The 24961-nt window shown below is 72.0% G+C and carries 27 protein-coding genes; 7 read left to right on the forward strand and 20 right to left on the reverse strand.

Translation table 11 applies throughout. The features are described from left to right. The first annotated feature begins 164 nt into the window (after window positions 1-164). Window positions 165-1208, forward strand: coding sequence for an L-glyceraldehyde 3-phosphate reductase (gene mgrA, locus ACL06G_RS08080; protein ID WP_412784616.1), 1044 nt, complete (start codon window positions 165-167; stop codon window positions 1206-1208). Between the two features lie 593 nt (window positions 1209-1801). Here the strand turns inward: mgrA and ACL06G_RS08085 are convergent. Then, window positions 1802-2518: a prepilin peptidase gene (locus ACL06G_RS08085; protein WP_412835637.1), complete on the reverse strand. Its 717-nt coding sequence runs from the start codon at window positions 2516-2518 to the stop codon at window positions 1802-1804. Window positions 2519-2604: 86 nt separating this feature from the next. Between ACL06G_RS08085 and ACL06G_RS08090 the strand changes: the two genes are divergently transcribed. Continuing rightward, complete coding sequence (locus ACL06G_RS08090; protein WP_412835638.1) at window positions 2605-2982, forward strand: DUF192 domain-containing protein; 378 nt, start codon at window positions 2605-2607, stop codon at window positions 2980-2982. Window positions 2983-3030: 48 nt separating this feature from the next. Here the strand turns inward: ACL06G_RS08090 and ACL06G_RS08095 are convergent, their stop codons facing one another. The 14 genes from ACL06G_RS08095 to ACL06G_RS08160 all read right to left on the reverse strand — a co-directional run bounded on the left by ACL06G_RS08095 (window position 3031) and on the right by ACL06G_RS08160 (window position 14683). After that, window positions 3031-3672 (reverse strand): OmpA family protein, encoded by a 642-nt coding sequence (locus ACL06G_RS08095; protein ID WP_412835639.1) that lies wholly within the window; start codon window positions 3670-3672, stop codon window positions 3031-3033. A gap of 5 nt (window positions 3673-3677) precedes the next feature. Continuing rightward, window positions 3678-4259, reverse strand: coding sequence for a hypothetical protein (locus tag ACL06G_RS08100; protein WP_412835640.1), 582 nt, complete (start codon window positions 4257-4259; stop codon window positions 3678-3680). A gap of 32 nt (window positions 4260-4291) precedes the next feature. Further along, entirely contained in the window at window positions 4292-4948 is a 657-nt protein-coding gene (locus ACL06G_RS08105; protein ID WP_412835641.1) for a pilus assembly protein TadG-related protein, read from the reverse strand. After that, entirely contained in the window at window positions 4945-5205 is a 261-nt protein-coding gene (locus tag ACL06G_RS08110) for a Flp family type IVb pilin (RefSeq protein WP_412835649.1), read from the reverse strand. The genes ACL06G_RS08105 and ACL06G_RS08110 overlap by 4 nt, the downstream gene beginning before the upstream one ends. Window positions 5206-5447: 242 nt before the next feature. Next, window positions 5448-6308, reverse strand: a complete 861-nt coding sequence (locus ACL06G_RS08115) for a response regulator (protein ID WP_412835642.1) — start codon at window positions 6306-6308, stop codon at window positions 5448-5450. Between the two features lie 14 nt (window positions 6309-6322). Then, window positions 6323-7690, reverse strand: coding sequence for a sensor histidine kinase (locus tag ACL06G_RS08120; RefSeq protein WP_412784629.1), 1368 nt, complete (start codon window positions 7688-7690; stop codon window positions 6323-6325). Between the two features lie 41 nt (window positions 7691-7731). Next, the gene (locus ACL06G_RS08125) at window positions 7732-8619 is read right to left on the reverse strand and encodes a DUF5936 domain-containing protein (RefSeq protein WP_412784630.1); all 888 of its coding nucleotides are present in this window, start codon (window positions 8617-8619) and stop codon (window positions 7732-7734) included. Between the two features lie 13 nt (window positions 8620-8632). Continuing rightward, window positions 8633-9565, reverse strand: a complete 933-nt coding sequence (locus ACL06G_RS08130; protein WP_412784631.1) for a type II secretion system F family protein — start codon at window positions 9563-9565, stop codon at window positions 8633-8635. A gap of 5 nt (window positions 9566-9570) precedes the next feature. After that, window positions 9571-10905 carry a TadA family conjugal transfer-associated ATPase gene (locus ACL06G_RS08135; RefSeq protein WP_412784632.1) on the reverse strand — a complete coding sequence of 445 codons (1335 nt, stop codon included), beginning with the start codon at window positions 10903-10905 and terminating at the stop codon, window positions 9571-9573. A gap of 58 nt (window positions 10906-10963) precedes the next feature. After that, on the reverse strand, window positions 10964-11335 hold the full coding sequence (locus ACL06G_RS08140; RefSeq protein WP_412784633.1) for a TadE/TadG family type IV pilus assembly protein: 372 nt from the start codon (window positions 11333-11335) through the stop codon (window positions 10964-10966). Window positions 11336-11338: 3 nt separating this feature from the next. After that, the gene (locus tag ACL06G_RS08145) at window positions 11339-11740 is read right to left on the reverse strand and encodes a TadE/TadG family type IV pilus assembly protein (RefSeq protein ID WP_412784634.1); all 402 of its coding nucleotides are present in this window, start codon (window positions 11738-11740) and stop codon (window positions 11339-11341) included. Continuing rightward, complete coding sequence (locus ACL06G_RS08150) at window positions 11737-12987, reverse strand: CpaE/TadZ family protein (RefSeq protein WP_412784635.1); 1251 nt, start codon at window positions 12985-12987, stop codon at window positions 11737-11739. The genes ACL06G_RS08145 and ACL06G_RS08150 overlap by 4 nt, the downstream gene beginning before the upstream one ends. A gap of 9 nt (window positions 12988-12996) precedes the next feature. After that, window positions 12997-13704 (reverse strand): Flp pilus assembly protein CpaB, encoded by a 708-nt coding sequence (gene cpaB / locus ACL06G_RS08155; RefSeq protein WP_412784636.1) that lies wholly within the window; start codon window positions 13702-13704, stop codon window positions 12997-12999. 109 nt (window positions 13705-13813) lie between these two features. Beyond that, the gene (locus tag ACL06G_RS08160) at window positions 13814-14683 is read right to left on the reverse strand and encodes a hypothetical protein (protein ID WP_412835643.1); all 870 of its coding nucleotides are present in this window, start codon (window positions 14681-14683) and stop codon (window positions 13814-13816) included. A 326-nt stretch (window positions 14684-15009) separates the two neighbouring features. Between ACL06G_RS08160 and ACL06G_RS08165 the strand changes: the two genes are divergently transcribed. From ACL06G_RS08165 to ACL06G_RS08175, 3 genes are read left to right on the forward strand one after another with little or no spacing between them, the layout of a single operon-like run. Beyond that, entirely contained in the window at window positions 15010-16962 is a 1953-nt protein-coding gene (locus tag ACL06G_RS08165; RefSeq protein WP_412835644.1) for a hypothetical protein, read from the forward strand. A gap of 35 nt (window positions 16963-16997) precedes the next feature. Further along, a complete protein-coding gene (locus ACL06G_RS08170; protein WP_412784639.1) occupies window positions 16998-17573 on the forward strand; it encodes a hypothetical protein in 576 nt (191 codons plus the stop codon). Between the two features lie 57 nt (window positions 17574-17630). Further along, the gene (locus ACL06G_RS08175; RefSeq protein ID WP_412784640.1) at window positions 17631-18050 is read left to right on the forward strand and encodes a DUF3592 domain-containing protein; all 420 of its coding nucleotides are present in this window, start codon (window positions 17631-17633) and stop codon (window positions 18048-18050) included. Between the two features lie 72 nt (window positions 18051-18122). Here ACL06G_RS08175 and ACL06G_RS08180 read toward each other — a convergent pair whose 3' ends face one another. Continuing rightward, on the reverse strand, window positions 18123-19439 hold the full coding sequence (locus tag ACL06G_RS08180; RefSeq protein WP_412784641.1) for an Nramp family divalent metal transporter: 1317 nt from the start codon (window positions 19437-19439) through the stop codon (window positions 18123-18125). 137 nt (window positions 19440-19576) lie between these two features. Continuing rightward, on the reverse strand, window positions 19577-20482 hold the full coding sequence (locus tag ACL06G_RS08185) for a S1 family peptidase (RefSeq protein ID WP_412784642.1): 906 nt from the start codon (window positions 20480-20482) through the stop codon (window positions 19577-19579). A 230-nt stretch (window positions 20483-20712) separates the two neighbouring features. On the opposite strand from ACL06G_RS08185, the gene ACL06G_RS08190 reads away from it, so the two are divergent. After that, on the forward strand, window positions 20713-22011 hold the full coding sequence (locus tag ACL06G_RS08190) for an alanine racemase (protein ID WP_412784643.1): 1299 nt from the start codon (window positions 20713-20715) through the stop codon (window positions 22009-22011). A gap of 99 nt (window positions 22012-22110) precedes the next feature. Here the strand turns inward: ACL06G_RS08190 and ACL06G_RS08195 are convergent, their stop codons facing one another. Continuing rightward, complete coding sequence (locus ACL06G_RS08195; protein WP_412784644.1) at window positions 22111-22239, reverse strand: DUF397 domain-containing protein; 129 nt, start codon at window positions 22237-22239, stop codon at window positions 22111-22113. Continuing rightward, complete coding sequence (locus ACL06G_RS08200) at window positions 22196-23110, reverse strand: helix-turn-helix domain-containing protein (protein ID WP_412835650.1); 915 nt, start codon at window positions 23108-23110, stop codon at window positions 22196-22198. Before ACL06G_RS08200 ends, ACL06G_RS08195 begins: the two co-directional genes overlap by 44 nt. A gap of 171 nt (window positions 23111-23281) precedes the next feature. Here ACL06G_RS08200 and ACL06G_RS08205 point away from each other — a divergent pair, with 171 nt between their 5' ends. Continuing rightward, the gene (locus tag ACL06G_RS08205) at window positions 23282-23770 is read left to right on the forward strand and encodes an ATP-binding protein (RefSeq protein ID WP_412784645.1); all 489 of its coding nucleotides are present in this window, start codon (window positions 23282-23284) and stop codon (window positions 23768-23770) included. Between the two features lie 223 nt (window positions 23771-23993). Here ACL06G_RS08205 and trhA read toward each other — a convergent pair whose 3' ends face one another. Next, on the reverse strand, window positions 23994-24743 hold the full coding sequence (trhA, locus tag ACL06G_RS08210) for a PAQR family membrane homeostasis protein TrhA (protein WP_412784646.1): 750 nt from the start codon (window positions 24741-24743) through the stop codon (window positions 23994-23996). Window positions 24744-24961 lie beyond the last annotated feature (218 nt).

Consider the following 24961-nt stretch of genomic DNA (forward strand, 5'->3'; position numbering starts at 1 on the left):
TCCACCGACGCTCCACCGGGGCACCACTCCCCCGTCATTCCGCCCCTTGTTCCGCCCGCTTTCCCTCCGCAATCCGTTCGTCGTTCCGGCCACGCGCCCCGGCCGCAGGAAGGTCCCGGGAGACGCGGAGGCCCGCGCGGCACACACCTTGATAGGACAGTCCCATGAACGACGCACCCCACTACCGCGCAGCCGACACGCGGTACGACACCATGCAGTACCGCCGCTCGGGCCGCAGCGGCCTCAAGCTTCCGGGCGTCTCCCTCGGACTCTGGCACAACTTCGGCGACGATCGCGCGCTGGACACCCAGCGCGCCATCCTCCGCCGGGCCTTCGACCTGGGGGTCACCCATTTCGACCTGGCCAACAACTACGGGCCGCCGCCCGGTTCGGCCGAGCTGAACTTCGGCAAACTGCTCGCCCAGGACTTCCGCCCCTACCGGGACGAGCTGATCGTCTCCACGAAGGCGGGCTACGACATGCACCCCGGCCCGTACGGCGAGTGGGGCTCCCGCAAGTACCTGCTGTCCTCGCTCGACGCCTCGCTGCAACGCATGGGCCTCGACTACGTCGACATCTTCTACTCGCACCGTTTCGATCCGGACACCCCGCTCGAGGAGACGATGGGAGCTCTGGCGTCCGCGGTGCACCAGGGCAAGGCGCTGTACGTCGGCGTGTCGTCCTACAACTCCTCCCGCACCCGGGAGGCGGCCCGGCTGCTGCGGGAGATGGGCGTCCGCCCGCTGATCCACCAGCCCTCGTACTCGATGATCAACCGGTGGACCGAGGACGACGGCCTCCTCGACACGCTGGAGGAGGAGGGCATGGGCTGCATCTCCTTCGCGCCGCTCCAGCAGGGCATGCTCACCGACAAGTACCTCGACGGCGTGCCGCAGGGGTCGCGGGCCACACAGGGCAAGTCCTTCAACCCCGAGTGGCTGACGGACGAGGTGCGGCGCCGGCTGAACGGCCTGAACGCGCTCGCGCGGCGGCGCGGGCAGTCGCTCGCCCAGCTCGCCCTCTCCTGGGTGCTGCGGGACCCGCGGATGACCTCCGCCCTGATCGGCGCGAGCAGCGTCGCGCAGCTGGAGGCCAACGTCGCCGCGCTCCGGGGCCCGGAGCTGACCGACGGCGAGCTCGCCGAGATCGACGAGCTCGCCACCACGGAGCCGGGCGTGAACATCTGGTCGCGCAGCAGCGACAGCTGAGACGTGCCCGGCGCGGCGGGCGGTCCCGGCAGGGGCCGCCCGTTGCGGGCGCACGGCCCCGAACGCAAAGCGGGCCGGTCCGAGGGGGGAGTCGGACCGGCCCGAGGGGGGGTTTCCACCATAGCCCCTCGTACCGCGGACTCGGAGCAACCGTGCGGCGTTTTCCCCGCCGATCCGCCGCCGCTCCCGCCCGGACGGCAGCGGCACCCGCGCCACCGGCCGGGTCCGCCGCACGCCGTCACGGCCTCGGGCCCGGGGCGGCCGGGGCCGGCTTCCGCCCCGGCGCGAGGGCGTTCTCGCAGGACAGCGGAGGGGCAGCCGGCCGGGCGCGGCGCTCCGCGGCCGACGGACCTGCACCGATGCCGCCTCCTCGGAGCCTCCCGCCCCGGACGCGGGTTCCCGCTCCGCCTGTGCAGTTGAATGAGAAACAACACACCGGCTCCGGGTGCCGCCGGGCTGGACGGGGCGGCTCGTGTCCCGAACCGGACGGCCACTCTCGCCCGTACGGCGGAAGGGTGAGCGGCGCGACGGGCCGTTGACACGGCGGGACGTCGCACGTCCCGGCCCGCGACGAACGCGGCGCGAAGGCCCCGCTACGCCCCGAGAAGCAGTCCGGCCCAGGCGCCCAGCACCATGAACGGCCCGAAGGCCAGCGCCGAACGGCGACCGAGGCGCCGGAGGACGACCAGCGACAGCCCGTAGACCGAGCCCAGCAGGAACCCCAGAAAGGCACCGGCGAACAGCACCGTCCAGCCGTACCACCCGAGGACGGCCCCCACGGTGAGGGCGAGCTTCACATCACCCAGCCCCATCCCCCGGGGGTTCAGGAGGAAGAGGAGCAGGTACGCGGCCCCCAGGACGGCCGCGCCGAGCAGCGCCCCGGTCCAGGTCCCGCCCGCACCGGGCAGCAGGACGACCACGCCGAGCAGCACGATCGTGCCGGCCGCGAGGGGGAGGGTGAGGACGTCGGGGAGGCGGTGGACGAGCAGATCCACACCGGCGAGCACCAGGGCCGCGGGAAGCAGCAGCAGCCACACGGCGAGTTCGGGCCGGGGCCCCACGGCGAGTGCGAGAGAGGCGGCGCCGCATGCCGCGAGCACGCAGGGCACGACGGGCCGCCCGCCGTAACGCCTCCCGCCGCACGCCACGCACCGGTTGCGTCCGGTGCGGCCCGGCAGCAGGTGCCCGGCGGGGCAGGCGGTGCGCCGAAACTCCTCCGCCGGAACGGCGAGTTGGTAGACGGCGCGCGGGACGAACAGTCCGACCACAGCTCCGTACAGAGCGGCGACGGCGGCGAGGGCGAGCAGCACCCGTCGAGCGTAGAGCGCCGGGCGGACCGGTGCATGGGCCCGAGGGCCCATGTGCGGGGGCAGCGGCGCGCGTAGGGTGCGTCGGCATGACGGGAACACCGCGATGGCGGGACGGCCGGGGCACGCTGCATCTCGGCGAGGAAAGCGGCGGGGTGACGATCCCTCTGGAGATCGCGGCGTCCTACCGGGCGCGCACCCGGGGGCTGCTGAAGCGCGACGGCGTGGAGGGCGCGATGCTCCTGACACCGGCGGCGAGCGTGCACACCTTCCGGATGCGGTTCGCGATCGACGTGGTGTACCTGGACCGGGCGTTGCGGGTGCTGGCGGTGCGCACCATGCGGCCGGGCCGAATGGGCGCACCGCGCCCGAGAGCACGTCACGTGCTGGAGGCGGAGGCGGGCGCCGCCGCCCGCTGGGGGCTGCGGCCGGGAGCGGTCCTGCGTATCGAGCCCACCGCGGGCTGAGAAGGGGCCGGGCGGTGCCCGGCCCGTTCCGGGTGGAGAGTGCGCCTCCTACTCGGTGCGGGGGAAGGAGACCTCGACCCGCCGGTTCTTCTTCCGGCCCTCCTCGGTGGAGTTGTCGGCGATCGGATAGTCCTCGCTGTAGCCCCGGATGTTGTAGCGGACGCCGGAGCCGAGCCGCGCGGCAAGTTCCTTCTGCACGGCCTGGGCACGGGCCTTCGAGAGCACGACGCCGTGCTGGTAGGAACCGAGGTTGTCGGTGAAGCCGAAGACGTTGACCTCGTCGGCGCCCTGGCTCTCGATCTGCCGGGCGATGTCGGCGATCCGGGTATCCGCCCGCGAGTTCAGCCGCGAGCTGTCCTTGTCGAAGAGGACCTCGGCCTGCAGGGCGACCTTGATCTGGTCGTTGCTCGTCTCCTTGCGTTCCTCGCCGCCGTCCGTCTCGACGATGAACTTGATGTCGAGAACCTTCGGTTCGGCGAGGGTGGCACCGTCGGGCAGCTCGAGGTCGGGATCGCTCCCGTCGATCGCGGCGACGGAGTCCGAGTCGTCCTGGAACGAGCCGGGCGGGTCCTGCGCGTCCCCGTCGTCGGCGAGAGCGGTGGGCGTCCAGGTGACGGTCAGGGCCAGCGCCGCGACGGCGGCCGCACCGGCCCGCCGTACGCGGCGGCGGGGCGTGTTCGGGTGGGTCACAGCGGTCACTCCGCGATCTCGACGGTGGCGGAGGGCCATCCGGGGAGCTGGAAGTCGATCTTCTTCGTGTCCTTCGGGGGTGCCGGGAACTGGGCGTAGATGGGGAGAGTCTTGCCGGCCGACAGGCCGTTGGGGAGCATCGTGCACAGCGGGCGCCCCTCGGTGTCGCGCAGCACGTAGTAGCGCTTCTTGCCCTGCGTGTCGACGAGCTTGGCGCCGCCCAGCGAACTGCCGTGCTCGACAACCTCCGGCTCGTCCCCGGACCAAGGGCTCATTTGGTAGAAGTCCTCGTCGCCGGTGTTCTCCAGCTCGCCGCGCACGGTGAGGAAGCCGCCGGAGTCCCGCTCCGGCGCGTAGAGCCGTATCAGGATCCCGCTGGGCCCCTCCACCTCGACCTGCACCTCCTTCTCGGCACCGCCCTCCGGGGCGCTGTCGCCCTCCCCGGAGCCCTGCGCCTGGGAACTGGAACCGCCGTTCCGCGACGGCCCGTCCTCGCCGCTGCAGCCGCTCAGGGTGAGGACCAGCCCGGTGGCGAGGGCCACGGCCACGGCCCCCGTGCGGGAGGACCTCGTGCGCCGAGTGCTCATGAATCAGACTCCTTTTCGGGGGTGCGTCGCGGTCAGCCCGTGAGGCGGACGGAGAACAGGTCTGCCGGATCCAGGAACAGATCCTCGTCCTCCGGGTCGAGGACGAGGTCGCGGCCGCCGTGGCAGCGCAGTTCGAGAAGCTTCGGCTTCTTCTCCTTCTCGTCACCGCCCGGAGGCCTCCCGCCGGGCGGCGGACTCTTCAGCCGGCAGCGGGGTTCGAGGACCGCGGTGGCGGCTGCCTCGGCATGGTCGTTCTCGGTGCCCGGCACGATGGAGTCGCCGACCGGGTTCCGCGACCGCACCTCCACCGTGAAGCCGGCGTCCGGCCGGTCCACGCGCCGGCACGCGAGGCCGTCGCCGTCCGTGTCGTGCAGCTCGGCATCGTTCTGCGCGGCGAACCGCTGGGCCGCCGCACAGGCACGGGTGGTGCCGAAGCCCCGGCCCGCCAGCAGGTCCTCCCAGGAGTCCGGGTCGAGCAGACTGTCGAGCAGGCCCTCGCCGAGTTGGCCCCGGGCGTCCTTCACCGCCGCGAGCGCGGCGGCGTCCGCCGCGCTCCGGGCGCCGTCGCGGGCCACCGCGGCCTGCCCCACCGCGAAATACGCCAACGCGAGGAAGAGCACACCCACCACCACCGTCAGGTAGATGGGGAGGGTCTGCCCCGCCTCGCGTCGCGGAACCGCTGGGGTCACTCGCCGCCGCCGGTGACCTTGCCGATCTGGGCCTTGATGGCATCGAAAATCTGCTGTCCGATGCTGGTTCCCGCGATCGCGCCGACGATCAGCACGACCACCGCGATGATGCCCAGGTACTCCACCGCCGTCTGCCCCCGGTCGCGCGGCTGCGCGTAGCGGCGGCGGAGCTTCTGCACGCCCGCCTCGGCCCAGGAGCGGCCGTGGACCTCGGCGTTGGCGCAGGCGGTACGGACCAGGTCGGCCGGCTTCGTCATCAGGTCGCTCATCGTGCTCTCCTCCGTCCCGGCCCGCTGCCTTGCGGGCCGACAGCAACGTCTCCGTGGCGTCGTCCGCGTCTTCGCCCCCGATACGGCGGGAGTCGACTGCGACGAGCGCACGGTACGCCGCCGCCGCGTCCCGGAACATGGGCCCCCGGACCCAGAACCGGGCCCAAAGAAGGACCGGGCGTGCGGTTGCCGCCTCCCGGGCCTGCCTCGTGCTCCGCGGCGTGCGGTGGTCAGCCACGACCGCCTCCCGGGCCGGAGGAGGTGCCGAGCCAGATCGCGACCGCTTCGCTGCGGCTGGTGGCGTGGAGCTTGGCGAAGATGCGGTTGATGTGGTTCTTCACCGTCTTCTCGCTGATGAAGCAGGTGGCGGCGATCTGCGTGTTGTTCAGTCCCGTCGCGATCAGCTCCATCACCTCCCCCTCCCTGGCGCTCAGCTCGCACGGCACGCCGTCTCCCCCTGCCGGGCGCCTCAGCTCCGGTCCTGGGACAGACGCACCGTGCACCCTGTGCGGTTCCGCCGGTGACGCTCCGTGAGGTGCGTCCGGCCTGTCCCCTGCGCCACGACGGGCCGGTGTTTCCGCCACCGGGGCCGCGGGCTCCCGCAGGTGGGAGAGCAGCACCTGCGAGGCCGTGGGGGTGAAGTACGGCCGGCCCGCCTGCACCTCCTGCACGGCGGCGACGAGTTGGTCCGCGGTGAACTCCCCGTGCACCAGGTAGCCGCCCGCGCCCCGGCGCAGTGCTTCCTGGACCACCTCGTCCTCGCGGCTGTAGGTGAGCATCATGACGGGGGCGAGGCCGGTCAGATGGGGCAGCGCGGCGAGGCCGTCGACTCCGGGCATGCGCACGTCCAGCAGGACCACGTCGGGGTGGCTGCGGCGTGCTGCCTCGTAGGCCTCCCGCCCGTCCGCCGCCTCGGCCACGACCTGGATGTCCCGGCGGCCGGAGAGCAGCGCGGTGAGGCCGGCGCGCACCACCGGGTTGTCGTCCGCGACGACGACCCGCAGCGGTGCCGGGCCGTCAGGACCGTGGTGTGCGACGTCGGGGAACGGGCCGCGGTGCGGATCCGGCCCTTCGGGCGCCTCGTCGAACATGGCGGAGCCTCCTCTCACCGTCCTGCTGCCTGCGATGCGACGCCGGCCGGTGCCGTGACGCCCGTGCCGTCGCCCACCGGGCCGGGGGACGGCGCGAAAGCGGCCAGCGGCAGGTCGACGCGGACCTCGGTGCCGCGCACCGCCCGTCCGCGGCCGATACGGATCCGGGCGCCGATACCGGCGGCGCGTTCGATCATGCCGACGAGTCCGAAGTGCCCTGCCTTCCGTGCCTCGTCGAGCGTGAGGTCGGTGGGAAGTCCCGCCCCGTCGTCGATGACCGAGATGCGGAGGTTCTGCCGGGTGACGGAGGCCGTGACGGTCAACCGGGTGCACTCCGCATGGCGATGGGCGTTCTCCATGGCCTCGGCGGCGATGGCCGTCAACTGGCGGGCGAGTGCCTGCGGAACCGGGGGCAGCGGCATCGCCCCGTACGTCCGGTAGGAGGTCTCCATCTTCGTGCGGCGCGCGACGTCCCGTACGCGGGCGGCGAGTTCCCCGGCGATGTCGGTGGTGGCGCCCAGTCCCGCCTCCTGCCGCAGATCGGTGAGGAGTTCCCGCGACTCCGCCGCCGCACGGCGGGCCGAGCGGGACACGAGCTCGGCCTGCTGTCTCACCTCGAAGGGGTCGAGGCGATCGGCGGACTCCGCCAGTCCGTCGGCGGCCAGTGCCACGCCGTGCAGCGTCTTGGCGAGCGAATCGTGCATGTCCCGCGCCAGGCGCGCTCGTTCGTTCTCCACGGCGTCCCGCACCGCGAGGCGGGAGCGGGCCTCGGTGAGGGCCTCGCCCGCGACGCCGAAGCGCAGCATCAGGTTCCGCAGGCTGACGCCGATCGCTCCAGCGATCACGCAGAAGCCGGGCAGCAGCAGCACGCCGGTGGATCCGTCGGGGTGACCCGGTTCGGCGGCGTAGGCGGCGACGAGAATGAACGACTGGACCAGGGCGAATCCGGCGGCGCTCCGCCAGCCGTAGGCGAGACCGGCCAGCAGCGGCCCGCACACGCTGACGTAGGCGAGCGGCGACTCCGTGGTGGCGGTGACCAGCAGCAGACCGCTCAGCAGCATGTCCGCCACCAGCAGCGTCCGGTAGCGCAGCAGCAGCGGCCCGAAGCGTTCCCAGTCGCGGAACAGCACGTAGGAGGCCATGAAGGTCACCACGACCGCCCCGCACACCAGCCACCGGGGCAGCCCGGGGCGGGCGCCGTAGATGGCGAACGGACTGGCGAGCGCGATCATCGCGAGGCGGAACCCGAACACCTGCCGGCAGAGCGCCTGCAGGGCGTTGACCTGCAGGTGGAGCGAGGGCTGCCGGCCGGGACGGGGCGGCGCGTGCAGGTTCGTCTCCGGCCCGCCGTGCAGGGCCGGGCGCGTCAGGCGGCGCAGCATCGTCGGTCACCTCTTCCGGTCGGCGGTGTCCCCGTCATGGCTCAGTCCCCCACCACTGCCCCGAAGTCGGCGCCCGATCCGAAGACGAAGCCCGCGACGAGGAGGATCATGGTCGCGGGCACCATGAGGGTCGTGATGACGGCGGTGGCCTTCGGGACGGCCCGTGCCGCGCGGCGCCGCGCGTTCTGGGCGTCGGTACGGCGCATGTCGGTGGCGATCTGGATCAGGGTGTCCACGATGGGGGCGCCGAGTTCCTCGCCCTGCTGGAGCGCGGTGACGAACATGGCGACCTGCTCGGAGTCGTTGCGCCGCCGCAGGTCGGCGAAGGCCTCACGGCGGCTGACACCCATGTCCATCTGGCGCAGGGTGATGCGCAGTTCGTCGGCCCACGGGCCCTGGTACCGCTCGGCGACCCGGTCGAGGGCCTGCCGGAATCCGAGCCCGGCACTGACGACGACGGCCAGCACGTCGAGGAAGTCCGGCAGCGTGCGGTCGATGACGTCCTTGCGCTGCCGGACGGAGGCGGCGATGCCGACGTCGATCCACCAGATGCCGAAGGCGACGAGGACGACGGCGACGAACGGGTTGCCCTTGTCCACCATCACCAGTGCGCCGGTCGCCCCGAGGATGCCGTAGACCGCACGGCGGGCGGCGTAGCGGTCCACGGTGAGGCCGCCCGGGTTTCCGGCGAGATCGAGTCGGCGCCGCACCCTGTCCACCCGGCGGGGCCCCATCATCCGCAGCACGAGCGGCGCGAACCGCATCCCGAGGCGGTCGATCAAGGAGCCGGCGGCGGAGGTGCGGGTCGCGCCCACCTCCAGGGCGAGCGCCAGGTCGTCGGGGAGCCTGGCCTCCTCCCGATACTGGCTGATGCCGCGGAAGATGCCGAGGACGCTCAGGCCCATGACGGCGGCGAGCAGCAGTCCCATGCGTGGCCCCCTCTCAGACGTCGATCTTGGACAGTCGGCGGATCAGGAAGAAGCCCAGGCCGTACAGCCCGAACGCCACCAGCACGGATGTCTGGCCCAGGACGTGCGAGGTCATCCTCTCCAGTGCACCGGGCATGACCTGGTTCATCAGCAGCAGCGCCCCCAGTCCGAGGACGGGCACGGCGAACGCGGTCATGGTGACCTGCGAGAGCTGGGTTCGGACCTCGCGGCGGGTCTCCTTCCGTTCGTCGAGGGTGCGCGTGAGGTTCCGCAGCGACTCCACGACGGTGCCGCCCGCGCGGTGCGAGAGGATCAGCGTGGTCACGAGGACGACCAGTTCCCGGGAGGGCAGGCGTTCGGTGAGTTCGCCGAGTGCGTCCTCGACGGAGTGCCCGACTGCCAGCTTGTCCGCGACGCGGGCCAGTTCGTCACCCGCGGGAGCCTCCAGTTCGTCCGCCGCCATCCCGATGGCGGTGCGCAGCGCCAGTCCCGCACGGGTCGCGTTGGCCAGGATGCGCGAGAGTTCCGGCAGCTGGTTGACGAACTTCTCGTTGCGCTTGCCGCGCTGCCAGTTGAGGAAGGCGAAGGCGCCCCAGAATCCGCACAGTCCGACGAGGGGCCCGAAGAAGGGCGCGAAGAGCCAGGCCCCCATGAGCCACAGCGCGGCGACGAGCGCGACCAGGTAGGTGACGAACTCCCCCACCGAGAGGTCGAGTCCGGTGGCCGCGAGCCGCATGTCGATTTTTCGGCCCGCCCGGGTGCCGCGAACGCGGCGGTCCACGCCGTGGAAGCGCCGGCCTCCCTCGCGTGCGACGGGTCCGGTGTCCGACATGCGGGCGACGAGGTCCTGCTGCTGCGACCGCCCGGAGGTGAAGAAGTGGACTCCCACCACCGCGCACACGCCGCACAGCAGCGCCGCGCCGATCGTGGGCAGCGAGAGCGTCATCGTGTCTACCTGGCCTCTCGGACGGCGAGTTGGTCGGGCGCATCGGCGACCCCGAAGGCGGGTGGCACGCCCTCGCCCGCGAGGGTGAGCCGGTCGCCGATGTGGCGGGGCATCGGAAAGTAGCGGAACCGTCCCCGCACGCGGCGGTCGGCACCCATGGGTTCGGCCTCGAACCGGCAGACGGACGCGATCTCGTACGTCTGCCGGCCGCGTCCGGCGAGCATGGCGATCTCGCTGATCTTGCGGCTGCCGTCGGCGGCCCGGGACAGCTGGACGACGCAGTCCACCGCGCTGTTGATCTGGTCCCGCAGCGCCTCGAAGGGGATCTTCACCTCCGACATCGACGCGAGTGTCTGGAGGCGGAGCATGGCGTCCTCGGCGCTGTTCGCGTGCACGGTCGCCAGGGAGCCGTCGTGCCCCGTGGACATGGCCTGCAGCATGTCGAGGGTCTCCCCGCCGCGGACCTCGCCGACGACGATGCGGTCGGGCCGCATCCGCAGGGAGTTGCGGACCAGGTCGCGGATGGTGATCTGCCCCTTGCCCTCGACGTTCGGCGGGCGGGTCTCCAGCCGGATGACGTGGGACTGCTGCAGTTGGAGTTCGGCGGCGTCCTCGACGGTGATGATGCGCTCGCCGTCGGGGATGAGCGCCGACAGCGCGTTGAGGAGCGTCGTCTTGCCGGAGCCGGTGCCGCCGGAGACGATCACGTTCATCTTGGCGCGGACCATGCCGGCGAGGAGCGTCACCATCTGCTCGTCCATCGAGCCGAGTTCGACGAGCTCGGGGAGGGTGAAGGCGCGCGGGAAGCGCCGGATGGTGAGGGTGGCACCGGTCAGGGACAGCGGCGGGATGATGACGTTGACGCGCTCGCCGGAGGGAAGGCGGGCGTCGACCATCGGGTTCGACTCGTCCACCCGGCGATTCACCGTGGAGACGATCCGCTCGATGGTCTGCATGAGCTGCTCGTGCGAGGCGAAGCGCAGCGGGAGCTGCTCCACCCGGCCGCCGCGTTCGACGTAGATCCGCTCGGGGCCGTTCACCATGATCTCGGTGATGGAGGCGTCCTCCAGGAGCGGTTCCAGGATGCCCAGCCCGAGGGCCTCGTCGACGACCCGGCGGATGAGCAGCGCGCGCTCGTGCGTGGACAGTACGGGCCCCTCGCGGCTGATGATGTGGCCCAGGACCCTCTCCAGACGGGCGCGGCGGTCGGCCGCGGCGAGGGAGGACATCTCCGCGAGGTCGATCTCCTCCAGCAGCTTGGCACGGTAGACCGCGACAAGGTGGCTCTCCTCGTGCCCCTGGCCAGCCTCGGGAGCGTTGACGCGCGCTCTCAGGCCCATTCCGTGACTCCTCTGCTCGGTCGGTGGCGGTCGCGCGGCTGCGGACGCCGTGCTGCGGTCAGTCGCGCGGCATGGTGGAGGACTTCTCGGCGTGGCCGAAGTCGACGCCGGGGACGACGGAGGGGATCGTCACCCGGGCGGTCACGGTGACGCCGTCGCCCGCGGCGCTGCGGGTGAAGGTGGTGTCGTCGGCGAGCCAGTCGCTCATCGCCGCGCGGCCCGCCCGGTCGTACCCGATCCGCGGGGCCGAGTGCGAGGCGGTGCGGGCCGCGGCGCGGGCGGCCGTTCCGGCCTGGAGCGAGGCGTAGACGGCCAGGCCGAGCTGGACCGAGGCGAGCGCCAGCGCCAGCAGTATCGGGAGGAACCCCAGGAACTCGATGGAGGCCTGGCCGCGTTGGTCGCGGAACCGGCGGGAGTGCGGGTGCGTCATGGCTCAGTCCTCCGAGGCGGCGCCGGCTTCGCCGGTGACGCTGAACGGGAAGGCGGCGAACCCGGGGAACAGCACGGGCACCTTCAGGCGGACGGAGGCGGTGACGACGCCGGCCGGGGCTCCCGCGTCGCAACGGGCGGTGGCGGCGGACTCCCAGGCGTCGGGCAGGTCCTCCTCGGCCGCGGCGGTGCAGGCCGCGGCGCGGCCCCAGGGTTCGGTGACCGCCGCCGCGCGGGCGGCTTCGGACGCGGCGTGCCCGGCGAGCGTGAAGGTGTAGCCGACGAGCACGAACTGCCAGACCACCACCAGGGCCACCAGCACCCACGGGAGGGTGCCGAGGAACTCCACGGACACCTGCCCGGAGTCCCGTCCCGCCGCGCGGGGTCGCGCGGGCTTCGGCCTCATGCCTCGCCCCGGCGGCGCGGCACGAGGGAGCCGCGGTCGCTCCGGCCCTTGCCGCGCCGTCCGGGCGGCTGATCGGCGCCGGTCCCGGCCAGGCCCAGTTCGGCGGCGAGGGCCCACAGCGCCTGCCGGACCGGGCCGCGGCCGTCGAGGTCCTGCAAGCGGCCGGCGTCCACGGCGGGCTGGAGTTCCTTGAACCCGGCGGGCACCGCGGTGCGGGCGAGGCGGGTGCCGACGATGCGCTCGACGAGCGGCGGCTGGATCTCCGTGCTGCGGACGGAGCGGTTGACGACGGTGACGATCTCCTCCGTCTTGCGGGCCTGGAGGCGGTCCCACATCCGGGAGGTCCGCTTGGCGGCCCGCACCGCGACGACGTCGGGGGTGACGACGAGGAGGGCGGTGTCCGCCATTTCGATGGCCGTGGCTCCGACGCTGCTGAGCTGCGCCCCGCAGTCGATGACGACGGTGTCGTAGCGGGCGCGGAGGGCGCCCACGATCTGGCGGGCGGCGGTGTCGTCGAGTTCCTCCCCCCGCTCCCCCTCGGCGGGGGCGAGGAGCAGTCCGAGGCCGCTGTCGTGGGTGAACACGGCGTCCTGGAGGACGCGTGGCGAGATGTCGCGTATGCCTGCGAGGTCGACGACGGACCTGCGGTACTGCACGTCCAGGTAGGACGCGACGTCGCCGCTGAGCAGGTCCATGTCGCACAGGGCGGTCGTGTTGCCTGCCGCCTGTGCGGCCAGGGCCAGTTGGACCGCGATGAGGGTGGCTCCGACGCCTCCCTTGGCTCCGGCCACGGTCACCACGGTGCCGCCGGGACCGGAGGTGGTGTCGGTGCCGCCGAGGTGCCGCCGCACGCCGGTGGCCCACTCGGAGGCGGCCTGGACTCGGGTGGCGACCTCCTCGTAGGAGAGGGGCAGCGCGACCAGGCCGCGTGCCCCGGCGTCCATGGCGGCGGAGAACAGGGCCGGGCTGCTGTCGGAGGTCATCAGCACCACGGCGACGGCGGGGAAGCGCAGGCCCACGTCCCGGACGAGTTCCAGCGCGGGTGCGGGGCCGATCCGCTCGTGGACGAGGACGACCTCGGGCAGGTCGTCGACCGACTCGCCGGCCAGTTGGGCGAGGGTGTCCAGGAGCTGGGTGGAGTGTCCGACCGGCTGGGCCGGTTCGGCGTCGGGCAGTTGACCGAGAAGTGTCGAGACCGAGCGGGCCGCGTCGGCGTCGCCCACGGCCGGAAGGATTCTGACGACCATCCGCCTACCTCACTTGTCCCCGGCCAGCGTGTACGTGCGGTCCTCCGGTCGAACGGTGGTGTCACTCCCCGGCGCGACCAGGGCGAGCCGTACGTGGGTGGCGAAGGACTCGGCGTAGGCCAGGCGTTGGGCGTCCTCCGTCTTCAGCGCGAAGGTGATCGGCACGGCCTCGTTGCCCGCCGGGCTGCTGTCGTCGCGGTCCGGCTGGAGCGCGGTGATCTCGCCGACGTCGATCACCCGGGCGTTGTCGATGAGGAGGCGCGAGGTCGAGGTGGCGTCCTGCTCGGTGCCGTCGAACGTGGCGTAGACGTTCACGGTGGCCCCCGGCGTGATCTTCCCCGCCACCCCTGTCGCGGCGTCGATCATGATGGCGATCTCCTGCTGTCCGGGTTCCAGGTCCGGACGGTCGGTGAGCATGTCGGTCTGCAGCAGCGAACCGGTGCGCAGCCGGTTGGTGGCGATCTTCCCCCGGACCTCCCCGAGGTCCGTCACCGCCGTCCGGGGCAGCCAGCGTTCGGGCATGGATATTCTCCGGAACTGGTCCTTGCGCAGCTCGGTGTACGGCTCCACGTCGGACGTCAGCTCGTAGGCCGTGGTCTCGGGGCCGACCTTGGACCGGACGTCGCTGATCACCGAGACGACTCCCGCGAACGCGGCGAACGCGAGGAGCGTGGAGACCAGCAGCAGGATCACACCGCGGCGTTGCCGTGAATTCATGAGCGCAGACTCTCCCGTCGGCGGTCGGTGACGTGGTCGTACGTGGTGCTCCCGCGCGGTCGCGACGGCAGGCGGCGGGCGGGTTCGCGCCGGGCGCGGTGCGGTGGGCTCACCGCTGACCCGCCCCGGGCGGGGTTCCGTCCCGTCGGGCGACGCCGGGACGGGACGTCGGGTTCCCGTGCGGGAGGACCGGGGCGTCGCAGAACACGCAACGCTCACCAATGAGTTCGAGCGCGCACCAGGGACAGCGCTGCCGCTGCACCGAGTTCACGAGCTGGCACAGGGTGCCCACGTCCGGGATGGCCGCCGCGAACTCCACGAGCTTCGACGTCCCCCACCACAGCGGGGATTCCTCCGGCAGCCGGCGTTCCTCCAGCGCCTGCACGGGCCACTGCGACGCCGGGCCCCGGCGCACCCAGTCGGAGCTGATGCGGTCTCCGGCGAGGACCATGTGCGTGGGGTAGGAGGGGCCGGGCAGGCTCGCCCGGTCGTCGATGTCGACGAGCCGCGGCACCGGGTTCGCCAGCACGCCGAACTGGGCCCCGGGCACCCACGACCGGGCGTGGGACCTCAGGCTCACCGCCACCCGGTCGAGCTTGGCCACCGAGTCGAGCAGCGCCCCCGCGTAGATGTAGTGGGGCAGCAGCAGCGCCGCGGACGCCAGCACCCCGGGCCCGAAGTCGTACACCGACAGCTGCCGCAGCTGGTGCGCCAGCACACCCGTCGCGAGCGGGGGCAGTTCGGTGCGCAGCACGGCGATGCGGTCGGTCTCCAGCACGGAGCGGACCGTGCGCAGGCGCTGCGGGATTCCGGCGTCGGTGGAGGAGGAGTGCAGGAACACCACGTGGTCGTGCTGTTCGAGGAGGAGCTGCACGGCGGCCAGCATCGCGTCGAGCGACCGCCCGCCGGGCGGGGCGGGCAGGTGCACCGGCGGCAGCCGGGTCTCGTGCGGCGCCAGCACGAAGTCAGGGCTCGGCACTGCAAGCGCGGTCGGCAAATCGGGTCCCCGTTCACGAGTGATCCGCTGTCTCGTGCTGTGGTCCGCATCGTCCCGAGGTCACGGCCACTCTGCGCAGCACTCTAACGGCGATTGCCCCTCCGGTGAACAGCCGCGATCGCCACGAACCGCCGTACTGGGCGGGCGAATCCGGGAGGAGTGGGCCCGATTCTGGGTCCGTGGGCCCAAGCCGGGCGGGTCCGGGCTGCCTACTGTCGTGAATCCAGCGCGGCGCCCTCGTGGCGCCGCGGTCGGGCAGTCCATGCCGGGCGGACGAGACCGGGCGGGAGACGGAGACGATGACGGGGATGGCCGTGCCGAGGAAGCGTCCGGGTCACACGGGGGACCGCGGGCGCGGTCCGGAGCACGCGTCGTTCCTGCAGTTGGTGAGGTGCTGGGCCGTTGCCCTCGTCGTGCTGCACGGGATCGGATGGGCCTTCACGACGGGCCTGTTCGCGCCCCTCGCCTCCGTCGACCGCCTGGAATCGTTCGGCTGGCGTCTGCTCCTGCTGCATCTGCCGATGCTGCTGGCATTCACCGCCGCGGTGCTGGTGGCAGCCCGTCTGCACCGGCCGCCGGGCCGCCGTTCCACGGCGCGGCACCTCTTCGCCTGCCTGACCGTGCCCGTCGCCAGTCTGGGCGTCGGCCTGGCGACGACCTGGGGCACGGTCACCGCGGAGGGCGTCGGGATGCCCCTCGCGTGCTTCGGCGCGGGAGCGGCCGTGGCACTCGCTCTCGACCGGGTGCGGGAATCGGACGGGGACTCCCCTCCGTTCGGCGTGCCGGCCGGCGGGGCGCGTTTCCACGGGGACCGGGGGGCCACCGCCAGTGAGTACCTCGGGGTGATCGTCGTGGTGACGGCTCTGGTGGCGGGGGTCGCGGGCACGCAGCTCGGCGGCCGCATCGGCACCGCGATCCGCTGCGAGGTCGCGAAGCTGACGTCCGGCGGCAGCTGCGACAGCGGCGGTACCGAGGACGCGCCGCGGACGGACGCCTTCTACGAACCTGCGCTGTGCAGCGTGTCGACCGTCTCGGACCGGGCCGGCAGCGAGGTGAAGGTCGCCTTCTTCACCCTCGGGAACGAGTACGGCTTCCGGGAGCAGGTGAAGCAGTCCAACCGGGACGAGAACGGCGACGGTACCGTCGACGAGGACGACAAGCTGGTCTACCTGACGTTCACCGACTCCGCCTCCGTCGGCGCGGAGGCCACCGCGGGGAAGTTCCGGCTCGGCGACTGGGGGGAGGGCGAGGTCTCCCTGGGCGGCGGCGTGAAGGTCACCAACGGCGACACCTGGGTGTTCGGCAGCGAGGAGGAGGCCGCGCAGTTCCGCGACGACATCGAGGAGATGAAGGTCTGGGAGACCTCGATGAAGTACGGCGGCGCCGGGATGGGCGGCGGCAACTGGTACGCCGCCAACCAGTGGGCGGAGAAGCACGAGGAGGTCACCGAGAAGCTCGGTGACCAGCACATCAGCTACGGCTCCGGGAGCGTCTACGGCACGGGTTCCGCCGGCATCGACGTGACGGCGGGCGACGAGGAGTGGCTCTCGGGCAAGTTGGGCGGCTCGGTGTCCATCGAGCCGAAGGTGATCCGGGCCGAGGACAACCGGTCCGGCAACGAGTCCTACACCTACTCCGTGTCCTTCACGGGTGAGCTGGGTGCCGGAGTGGAAGCCGGAGGCGCCGGCCGCGGCACCTCCGGGGAGGTGAGCCGCAGCGGCTCCGTCACCGTCACCCGCGACCAGGAGACCGGCGCGCTCGTCCGCATCGACATGACGCAGACGACGGAGACCGGGTCCCGTTCGGAGGAAGCCTCGGTGGGGGACGGGGACAACAGCGGCAGCGTCACGAACCCCTCCGGCGCCTCCGACATCACGGTCCGGACGAACACCCTCTACTTCGGCAAGGACGACGACCCGGAGACCGAGCAGAACCGGCGGATCGCCGAGGACTGGCTGGACGGGTCCGGTGACAACACCACGCCCTTCGAGTACCTCATCGCACACGACGCGCCGACCGAGAGGCCCGGAGGGGACAGCGCGTTCGACCGGCTCATGTTCGAGGAGGGCAGGTCCAGCAGGTTGAGCTACGACGCCGTCACCGACGCGCAGGAGTTCGGCGCGGAACTCTCTCTGGGCATCGGCCTCGGGTTCAACGTGTCCTTCGAGCGGAAGGACCAGAACATCCGGGAGGCGGAGTTCCTGGGAGCGCCGGACCACGGGAAGCGGTCCTACGTACCCTACAGCTACTGCGCAGCGTGACCGGGCCGTTCGGAGGGCCGGGAGAGGGAGTACCGATGACGCACCACCGTCGCACCGCCGCCACGACAGCCCTTCTCGCCTGCACCGCCCTGCTCACCGCCTGCGGCGGGGACGGCGCCGGCTCCACCCCGGAGGGCTGGGGCACGCTGCGGACCTCCCACGTCTCCGTCGCCTTCCCCCGCGACGCCGGCTTCGCGCAGCGGCCCCCGACGTCCTTCGGCCGCCACGTGGACGCCGGTGCCCGGCGGGTGGAGGACGGCGTGCGGACGGGGGCGATCACCGTGCTCAGCGGCTACGCGACCAACATCCAGGATCCGGCGGACGCCGCCTCCTGGATCGCCGCGGGCGTCGAACTCGGCGGGAAGCGCGGTGAGTCCCGGGACATCACCGTCCACGGCCCGGAGGAGGTCAGCGTCATGCGCCGGATCGACTTCACGACGGAGTCGACCGGCAGGAACCACGCGCCGGAGGCGGGTACCCCGGTGGAGGGCGTCATCCTCGGCGGCGTGGACTCGCAGGGTGAGGGTTTCGCGGTACGCATCGACACGGTCGAGGACTCTCTCCCGGCCGCGGATCTGCGGCGCATCATCGACAGCGTGACGGTCGATTAGCGACGGTCCCGCACGCACGCGTACCGGAAAGCGCAGCGAAAGGAGCACGCGTCCCCCATGGTGATTCTGCTCGGTGTCCTGTGGCTGGTCCTCGCCGCCGTGGCCGTGCGGGTCGCGGCACGCCTACTGACGGTGCTGCGCCTGGTGCGGGGCGGCGCCCGCGCCGAGGGCGTGTGCACGCAACGCAGCGTGGAGCGGCGGGCCGGGCCGCCCGGCCGCGGCCACCGGGCCCTGTTCGCGTTCCGCTTCCGGACGGCCGACGGCACCGAGGTCGTGTTCGAGGACAGGGCGGGCGTCGCGGGCCTCGCCGAGGGCGTCCCGGTCGAGGTGCGGTACGACCCGCGGGCCCCGGAGCGGCGCGCGACGATCGCCGGTCCGGGGCGTTGGGGCCCGGTGTACGTGAACGGGCTGCTGCTGGCCGGCCTGGCCGTGTTCACGATCCTTCCGCCGCTGCTGATCGCTTTGGCCGCGGCCTGACGGTCCACGGCGCACGCGGTGCCGGCCCTTCGGGCCGCCGCACGGCTCTCCGCGTCCGGCGGCCCGTTGCGCCTACAGCAGCGAGCGGATCTTCTCCACGCAGAGCACGAAGAACAGCAGCCCGGCCACCACGAGCATCCCGTTGCTGACGATGCCGTTGCGCCACACCTCCGGGACGCGGCGCGAGTTGAGCAGCCACAGCAGGGTGGCGGCGAGGAAGGGCAGGAAGAAGGCGCCCAGCACGCCGTAGGCGATGGCCAGTCCGAAGGGCTGGTCCAGCCAGAGCAGGGTCATCGGCGGGAACGTCAGCCAGAGCATGTAGGCGCGGAACGGGACGGACCGCTCGCGCGCGCCGCGCGAGACCTGCTCCGCGCTCTCCTCGGCCTGCTCGCCGCCCTGCGTCCGGGCCGCCCTCACCCGCTCCACGAAGTCGGCGAACAGCAGGCTCACGCCGTGCCAGACACCGACGAGGGAGGAGAAGGAGGCGGCGAAGAAGCCGACGAGGAAGAGCACGGCCGTGACGGAGCCGAACCGCTGCTCCAGCACGTCGCCGAGGTCGAGCAGGCCCTGGCTGTCGTCGGCGAGGGCGATGTTCGCGGCGTGCAGCAGTTCCGCGCCGACGACGAGCATCGCGACGACGAAGATGCCGGTGGTGAGGTAGGCGACGCGGTTGTCGAACCGCATCATCCGCATCCAGCCGGAGTCGGTCCAGCCCTTGGCGTTCACCCAGTAGCCGTACGCGGCCATGGTGATGGTGCCGCCCACGCCGCCGACCAGGCCCAGGGTGTAGAGGACGGAGCCTTCCGGCAGGGTCGGCACCAGTCCTCCGAGTGCCGCCGGGACGTCCGGCGAGACCCGGATCGCCAGGTACACCACGACGACGAACATCAGGCCGACGAAGGCCATCATGATCTTCTCGACGACGGCGTAGCGGTTGAACCACACCACGACGAGGCCGAGCAGACCGGTCGCGATCGCCCAGAACTTCAGCCCGGGTCCGTCGGGGAACAGCGCCTGGAGCGGGAGACCGCTGGTGGTCATGGCCGTGGCGCCGTAGACGAAGCCCCACACCACCACGTAGACGGCGAAGTAGACCGTGGTCCAGGGGCCGAGGGAGCGCCAGCCGTCGAAGAGGGTGCGGCCGGTGGCCAGGTGCCAGCGGCCGACCGCCTCGGCCAGTGCGATCTTGACGATGCAGCCGACGACGGCGGCCCACAGCAGGGTGTAGCCGAACGTGCTTCCGGCCAGCAGGGTGGAGATCAGGTCGCCCGCGCCGACACCGGTGGCGGCGACCACGATGCCCGGCCCGACGTGGCGCCAGTTGGTTCTGCGTTCCGGGACGTCCTTCGCGACGCCGTGCCCGGTGGTCCGACTCTCTTCCGAGGTCATGTGCGCCCTCCACGTTCGTCCCCAGGGGTGTGGGCGCATGAAACAGGCCGGGGCCGATCGGCACAAGAGGTCCGCGCCCGTCGTCACGCGACGGGCGCGGACCCTCTGCCTGCGGCACACATGGTGCGGCGGCGGTGCTACGGCCTGGGCAGCTCGCAGCCCGCCAGGTCCAGGTCTATCTGGTTGCCGGCGCCGAGGCACTCGGTGATCAGGTAGGTCTGCTGGCCGTAGTTGATGCCCTCGCGGACGGTGACGTTGCCGTTCTCGTCGACCTCGCACGGGTTGTTCAGGGTGCAGGTCCGGCCGTCGTTGTTGCCGGTGTTGTTGACACCGACGACCTCACCGGTGGCGTCGTTCACGATCGGCGAGCCCGAGGTGCCGCCGATGGTCTCGCACTCGGGGGTGTAGCGGATGGAGTCCTTGAACACCCAGCCGGCCTCGTGGAGTTCGTACACGAAGTCGTCGATGCTGCAGCTGTAGGTGTTCTTCCAGTAGCCGGAGACGACGGTGATGTCGGTCCCCGCGGTGGGGTGGTTCGGGGAGAGGTCCAGCGCCTGGATCCCGTACTGCGACTCGATCTCCTGGTAGGTGGAGTCGAGCTGGTAGACCGAGATGTCGGTGTCGGTCATGGTCGCGTACTGCATCTCGCTGGCATGCAGTGTGGCCACGTCGTTCGCGTTCGCGTCCAGCAGGGTGAAGCTGCGGTTGGACGGCTGGTCGACGACGACCTCGCCCGGGTCCGGCATGCCGGTCTGGAGGCAGTGGCCGTTGGAGAGCACCAGGGCGGGGTCGGTCGGCTGCGACTGGGGGGCGCGCACGACGGAGCCGGAGCAGTTGCTCAGCGCGACGGTGCCCGCGAAGTCGGGCGTCGCCGTGGGCGAGGGGTGCTTCTTCTTCGCGGGGGCGGGGGTGGACGCGGACACCGACTTGCCGAAGGCGTGGGTGTCCGGGGCGTCGGCCAGTGCGGGCGCCGCGGTGAGGCCGGTGACGGCGGCCGCACCGAAGAGGGCGGCGGCCAGGGCGCCGACGAGAGGTCTGGTCATGTGGGGGTTCCTCTCCGTACCGAAGGAGCATTGCGGATCCCCGCATTCTTCGGTGTTGCCATGCTCACCACAAGAGGGCGTCCCCGATCCGGGGCCCCGCCCGGGGGCGGCGTGCGGCGACGCGGGCCGTCCGCCGCCGAAGATGCTGGACAACCGCGGGCGGCTCGTGAAACGAACGACACACACGATGTCGCACCACGGGACGTCCCCAGCACCACGGAGCCACCGCCTTGTCCATCCCCTCCGCGACCCCCGCCGCCCTCGCCGCACTGGGCGGCGAAATCGTCGACCACCGCTTCAAGGGCCTGCCTCCCGACGCGGCCGGGCTGACCGTGGCCGAACTCGCGGCCGAGCGCCGCAACCTCTTCACCGGCGGCTTCCTCACCCCCGTACTGGCGCTCTCCGCCGAGGACATCACGCACAACGTACGGCAGTTGGCCTCGTTCGCCGAGCGGCACGGCCTCGCCCTCGCTCCGCACGGCAAGACCTCGATGGCACCGCGCCTGTTCCAGCAGCAGCTCGACCACGGGGCGTGGGGCATCACGGTGGCGGTGCCGCACCAGGCACGGGTGTGCCGCGCCCACGGCGTGCAGCGCGTGTTCCTCGCCAACCAACTCGTCGACACGGCAGCGCTGCGCTGGCTGGCCGCCGAGCTCGACGCGGACCCGGAGTTCCGTTTCCTGTGCTACGTGGACTCCGCGCGCGGCGTGGAACTCATGGAAGCGGCCCTCGCCGAGGCCGGCGCCGCACGGCCGGTGGACGTCGTCCTCGAACTCGCCACCGGCGACAGCGCACGCACCGGCCTCCGCACCGAGGAGGAGTGCCTGCGCCTGGCCGGGGCGGTCGCGGCGACCGAACGGCTGCGCCTGGTCGGCGTCGCCGGGTACGAGGGCGAGGTGCAACAGGCCGACGGCGAACGCGTACGGGCCTGGCTGCGGCGGCTCACGGGCCTCGCACAGGCACTCGACGAGGCCGGGCACTTCGGCGGGGACGTCGAGGAGATCGTGGTCAGCGCGGGCGGCAGCGCCTGGTTCGACGCGGTCGCGGACGTGTTCGCGGAGCTCCCGGAACTCTCCCGGCCGGTGCTGCGGTTGCTGCGGTCGGGGGCCTACATCTCCCACGACGACCGGCAGTACCGGGACCTGACACCGTTCAACCGGATGCCGGAGGAGGACGGGCTGCGGGCGGCGTTCACGCTGTGGACGCAGGTGGTCTCCCGGCCGAACGCCGAGCAGGCCTTCGTGAACGCCGGCAAGCGGGACGCGGCCCACGACCTGCACCTGCCGGTGGCCCGCTCGGTGCGCTCCGCACGGGACGGCAGCGTGCGGCCCGCCGCGGGCATCGAGGTCGTCAAGCTGTCAGACCAGCACCTCTGGCTCGCCACGTCGCCGGAGGCGGAAGGGCTGGAGGTCGGCGACTGGGTGGGGCTGGGCATGTCGCACCCCTGCACGATCTTCGACAAGTGGCAGCTCATCCCGCTCGTCACGGCCGACGGCACGGTCACGGACTACATCCGCACCTTCTTCTGACGCCGGCGAGCACCGGCCGGTGGAACGGCCCGACTCTCCCCCGCACCGGAGCGCTGTGGGAGGCCGACCGCCGTCGGCCTCCCACGGTGCGGACACTCCTCAGCGCGTGGTCCTGAGTTCACCCACGAACGCCGACCAGGACGCGGCCGGCAGAACCAGTACGGGACCGCGGGGTCGCTTGCTGTCACGCACGGGGACCACGCCGGGCAACCCGTCCGCCACCTCCACGCAGTCGCCGCCGGCCTGATTGCTGTAGCTGCTCCTGCGCCAAGCGGCGTCGAGCAGCGCGGGACGGGACACTCGCTCCACGGTACTTCCCCTCCAAGGTGGACCGGATGGCCTCCAGCGACATGTCCGGAGGCAGGGCCGTTGCCCGGAGTCGATCGTAGATGAGCGTGTGCCGCCTCACCTCCGGCGGTTCTTCGAGCAGGAACCCGTACTCGGAGCCCTCCTTGTAGGCGACCTCCGTCGCGTCGGGCATCGTCAGCAGAGTGAGGGAGCCGCCGAGGGAACCGTGCTCGCCCTGCTCGAACGGAAGCACCTGCAGCGTCAGCCGCCCCTCCCGGACCGCCTCCACCAGCCGTCTCAACTGTGCGCGCATCACGGCCTGCCCGCCCACCGGGCGCAGCAGCACCGCTTCGTCGAGAACGACCCACAGCTCGGTCCGGCCCCCGGCAGCGAACTGACGCTGGCGTTCCATACGTGCGGTCAGGCGTTGCTGCAGCTTCGCCTCGTCCTCGTGTTCGGGGTAGACCCTCAGCAGAGCCCGCGCGTAGTCCTCGGTCTGCAGCAGGCCGGGCACGACATGGGCGGCGTACTGGCGCATGCCGACCGCCCGTGCCGAGTACTCCATGAACCGCCGCGACCAGTCGGGGAACGCCTCCCGGTGGACGTACGGCCACAGATCGATCAGCAACTCGTCCGCGCCCAGCACCTCGTCCAGCGCGCGGGCGAGTTCCTGGGTCGGCCTGGCACCGGAGCAGCGCTCGACCTGGGTGATGCGCGTGCCGACGACGTGGGTCCTCGCGCCGAGTTCCGCCTGCGTGAGTCCGGCTGCGGTGCGCAGCCTGCGCACCCGGCTGCCGAACAGCGCGGCCATCGATGACGTGGGGTCGATGTCCTTGGCCATGGGCTGACTTCGACTCCTTACAGCCGGAAGGTTAAGCACTGACCGTCTTCCGAGCATACGTCCCCGCAGCGATTCTTGAGCACGGAATGTCGCGATCCGCTCACGCTGAGGCATCGCGCATCGGATCGACCCGCCCCACGAATGGACGACACCGTGCTGAAGGCCATCCCCATGCCCGACGAAGACCCGAGCGACGCCGACAACAAGTACTCCCGCGCCGAACGGCACACGTTCTCGATGCGGTTCACCTCGTCGCCCCGCGGCGCCCAGCTCGCCCGCCACCTGGCGGTGAAGCGGATGGACCACTGGGGCCACCCTCCGCAGTCCGACGCCACCTGCACCGTCTCGCTGGTCGTCGGCGAGCTCACCGCCAACGCGGTGCGCCACGGCCTCGTACCGGGACACGAGTTCGCGCTGCAACTGACGTACGAACCCGGGGCGGAGCTGCTCCGCGTCGAGGTGGCCGACGCCGACCCGGCGCGTCCTCCGCTCCGTCCGGCGCAGGCCGCGGGCGAGGACGAGTCGGGCCGAGGCCTGTTCCTGGTCGACCTCCTCGCCGACCGGTGGGGCTGCGCACCGCGCAGCCCTCTCGGCAAGACGGTCTGGGCCGAGCTGACGGTCGGAGCCTGACGTCGTTCCACGACTCAAGTGGCCGCCGATGAGGACGGGGCCGACTGGGACGGAGTCCAGCTCGCCGACCTCCATGCCGGTCCACTCCACGCAACCCTCAGCGGCGACGCAGCGGACGAGTCGTGCGCCGACGACCGTGCGGTGGCGATCGACCGCGGGCGCGCGCAGGGCCCCGGCCCGCCGGAACCTGCCCTCCGAGAGGCCAGCCGCGCTCCCGCCGCGCTCAGGCGTGCTGGTAGGCGACCAGCGAGATGCCCACGTAGTGCACCACGAACGCGGCGAGCGTGAGCGTGTGGAACACCTCGTGGAAGCCGAACCAGCGGGGCGAGGGGTTCGGGCGCTTGATGCCGTAGACCACGCCGCCCGCGCTGTAGAGCAGGCCGCCGACGACCACCAGCACCAGCACCGCGATGCCGCCGGTGCGGAGGAAGTCCGGCAGGAAGAAGACCGCGGCCCACCCCATGGCGAGGTAGCAGGGCGTGTAGAGCCAGCGCGGGGCGCCGACCCAGAAGACGCGGAAGGCGATGCCGCACAGTGCGGCGATCCAGATGCCCCAGAGCAGCAGATCCCTGCGGCCGTCCTCCAGCAGCAGGATCGTCAGCGGCGTGTAGGTGCCGGCGATGATCAGGAAGATGTTTGCGTGGTCCAGGCGCCGCAGCACCGCGGTGGTCCGCGGCCCCCAGTTCCCCCGGTGGTAGAGCGCGCTGGTGCCGAAGAGGAGGCAGGCGGTGAGGGTGTAGACGGCGCAGGCGAGCCGGCCTCGGCTGCTGTCGGCGAGGGCGGTGAGGAAAGTACCGGCGACGAGGACTGCCGGGAACATCGCGGCGTGCAGCCAGCCGCGGAGCAGCGGCTTGAGCGGGATGTGCGCCGGCCGGGGGCCGCCGGCGGCCGCGGCCGTCGGCTGTTCGGAGGGTCTGCCGGCGGCGGACGCGCCACCGGGTTCGGACACGACGTCGGTGGGGGCAGCAGTCATGACGGTCAGGCTACCTACGGGCCCGTAGGGTTCCCCACGCGCCGCGACCAGGAGTGGGGAGGGTCACTTCCGCTCACCTGAGCGCCCCTCTGGACACATGAAGCCCGAGGCGCCATGATCAGATGAGCACAATCGGCACCGGATGAGCGTAGCCACGAATGCATCCGGGTCGAAGCCCCCAAGGGGCCACATCTGCACAGCAGTGGAAGACGGACACT

Origin of the sequence: Streptomyces callyspongiae (genome assembly GCF_047200695.1) — a bacterium.
Taxonomy (GTDB): domain Bacteria; phylum Actinomycetota; class Actinomycetes; order Streptomycetales; family Streptomycetaceae; genus Streptomyces.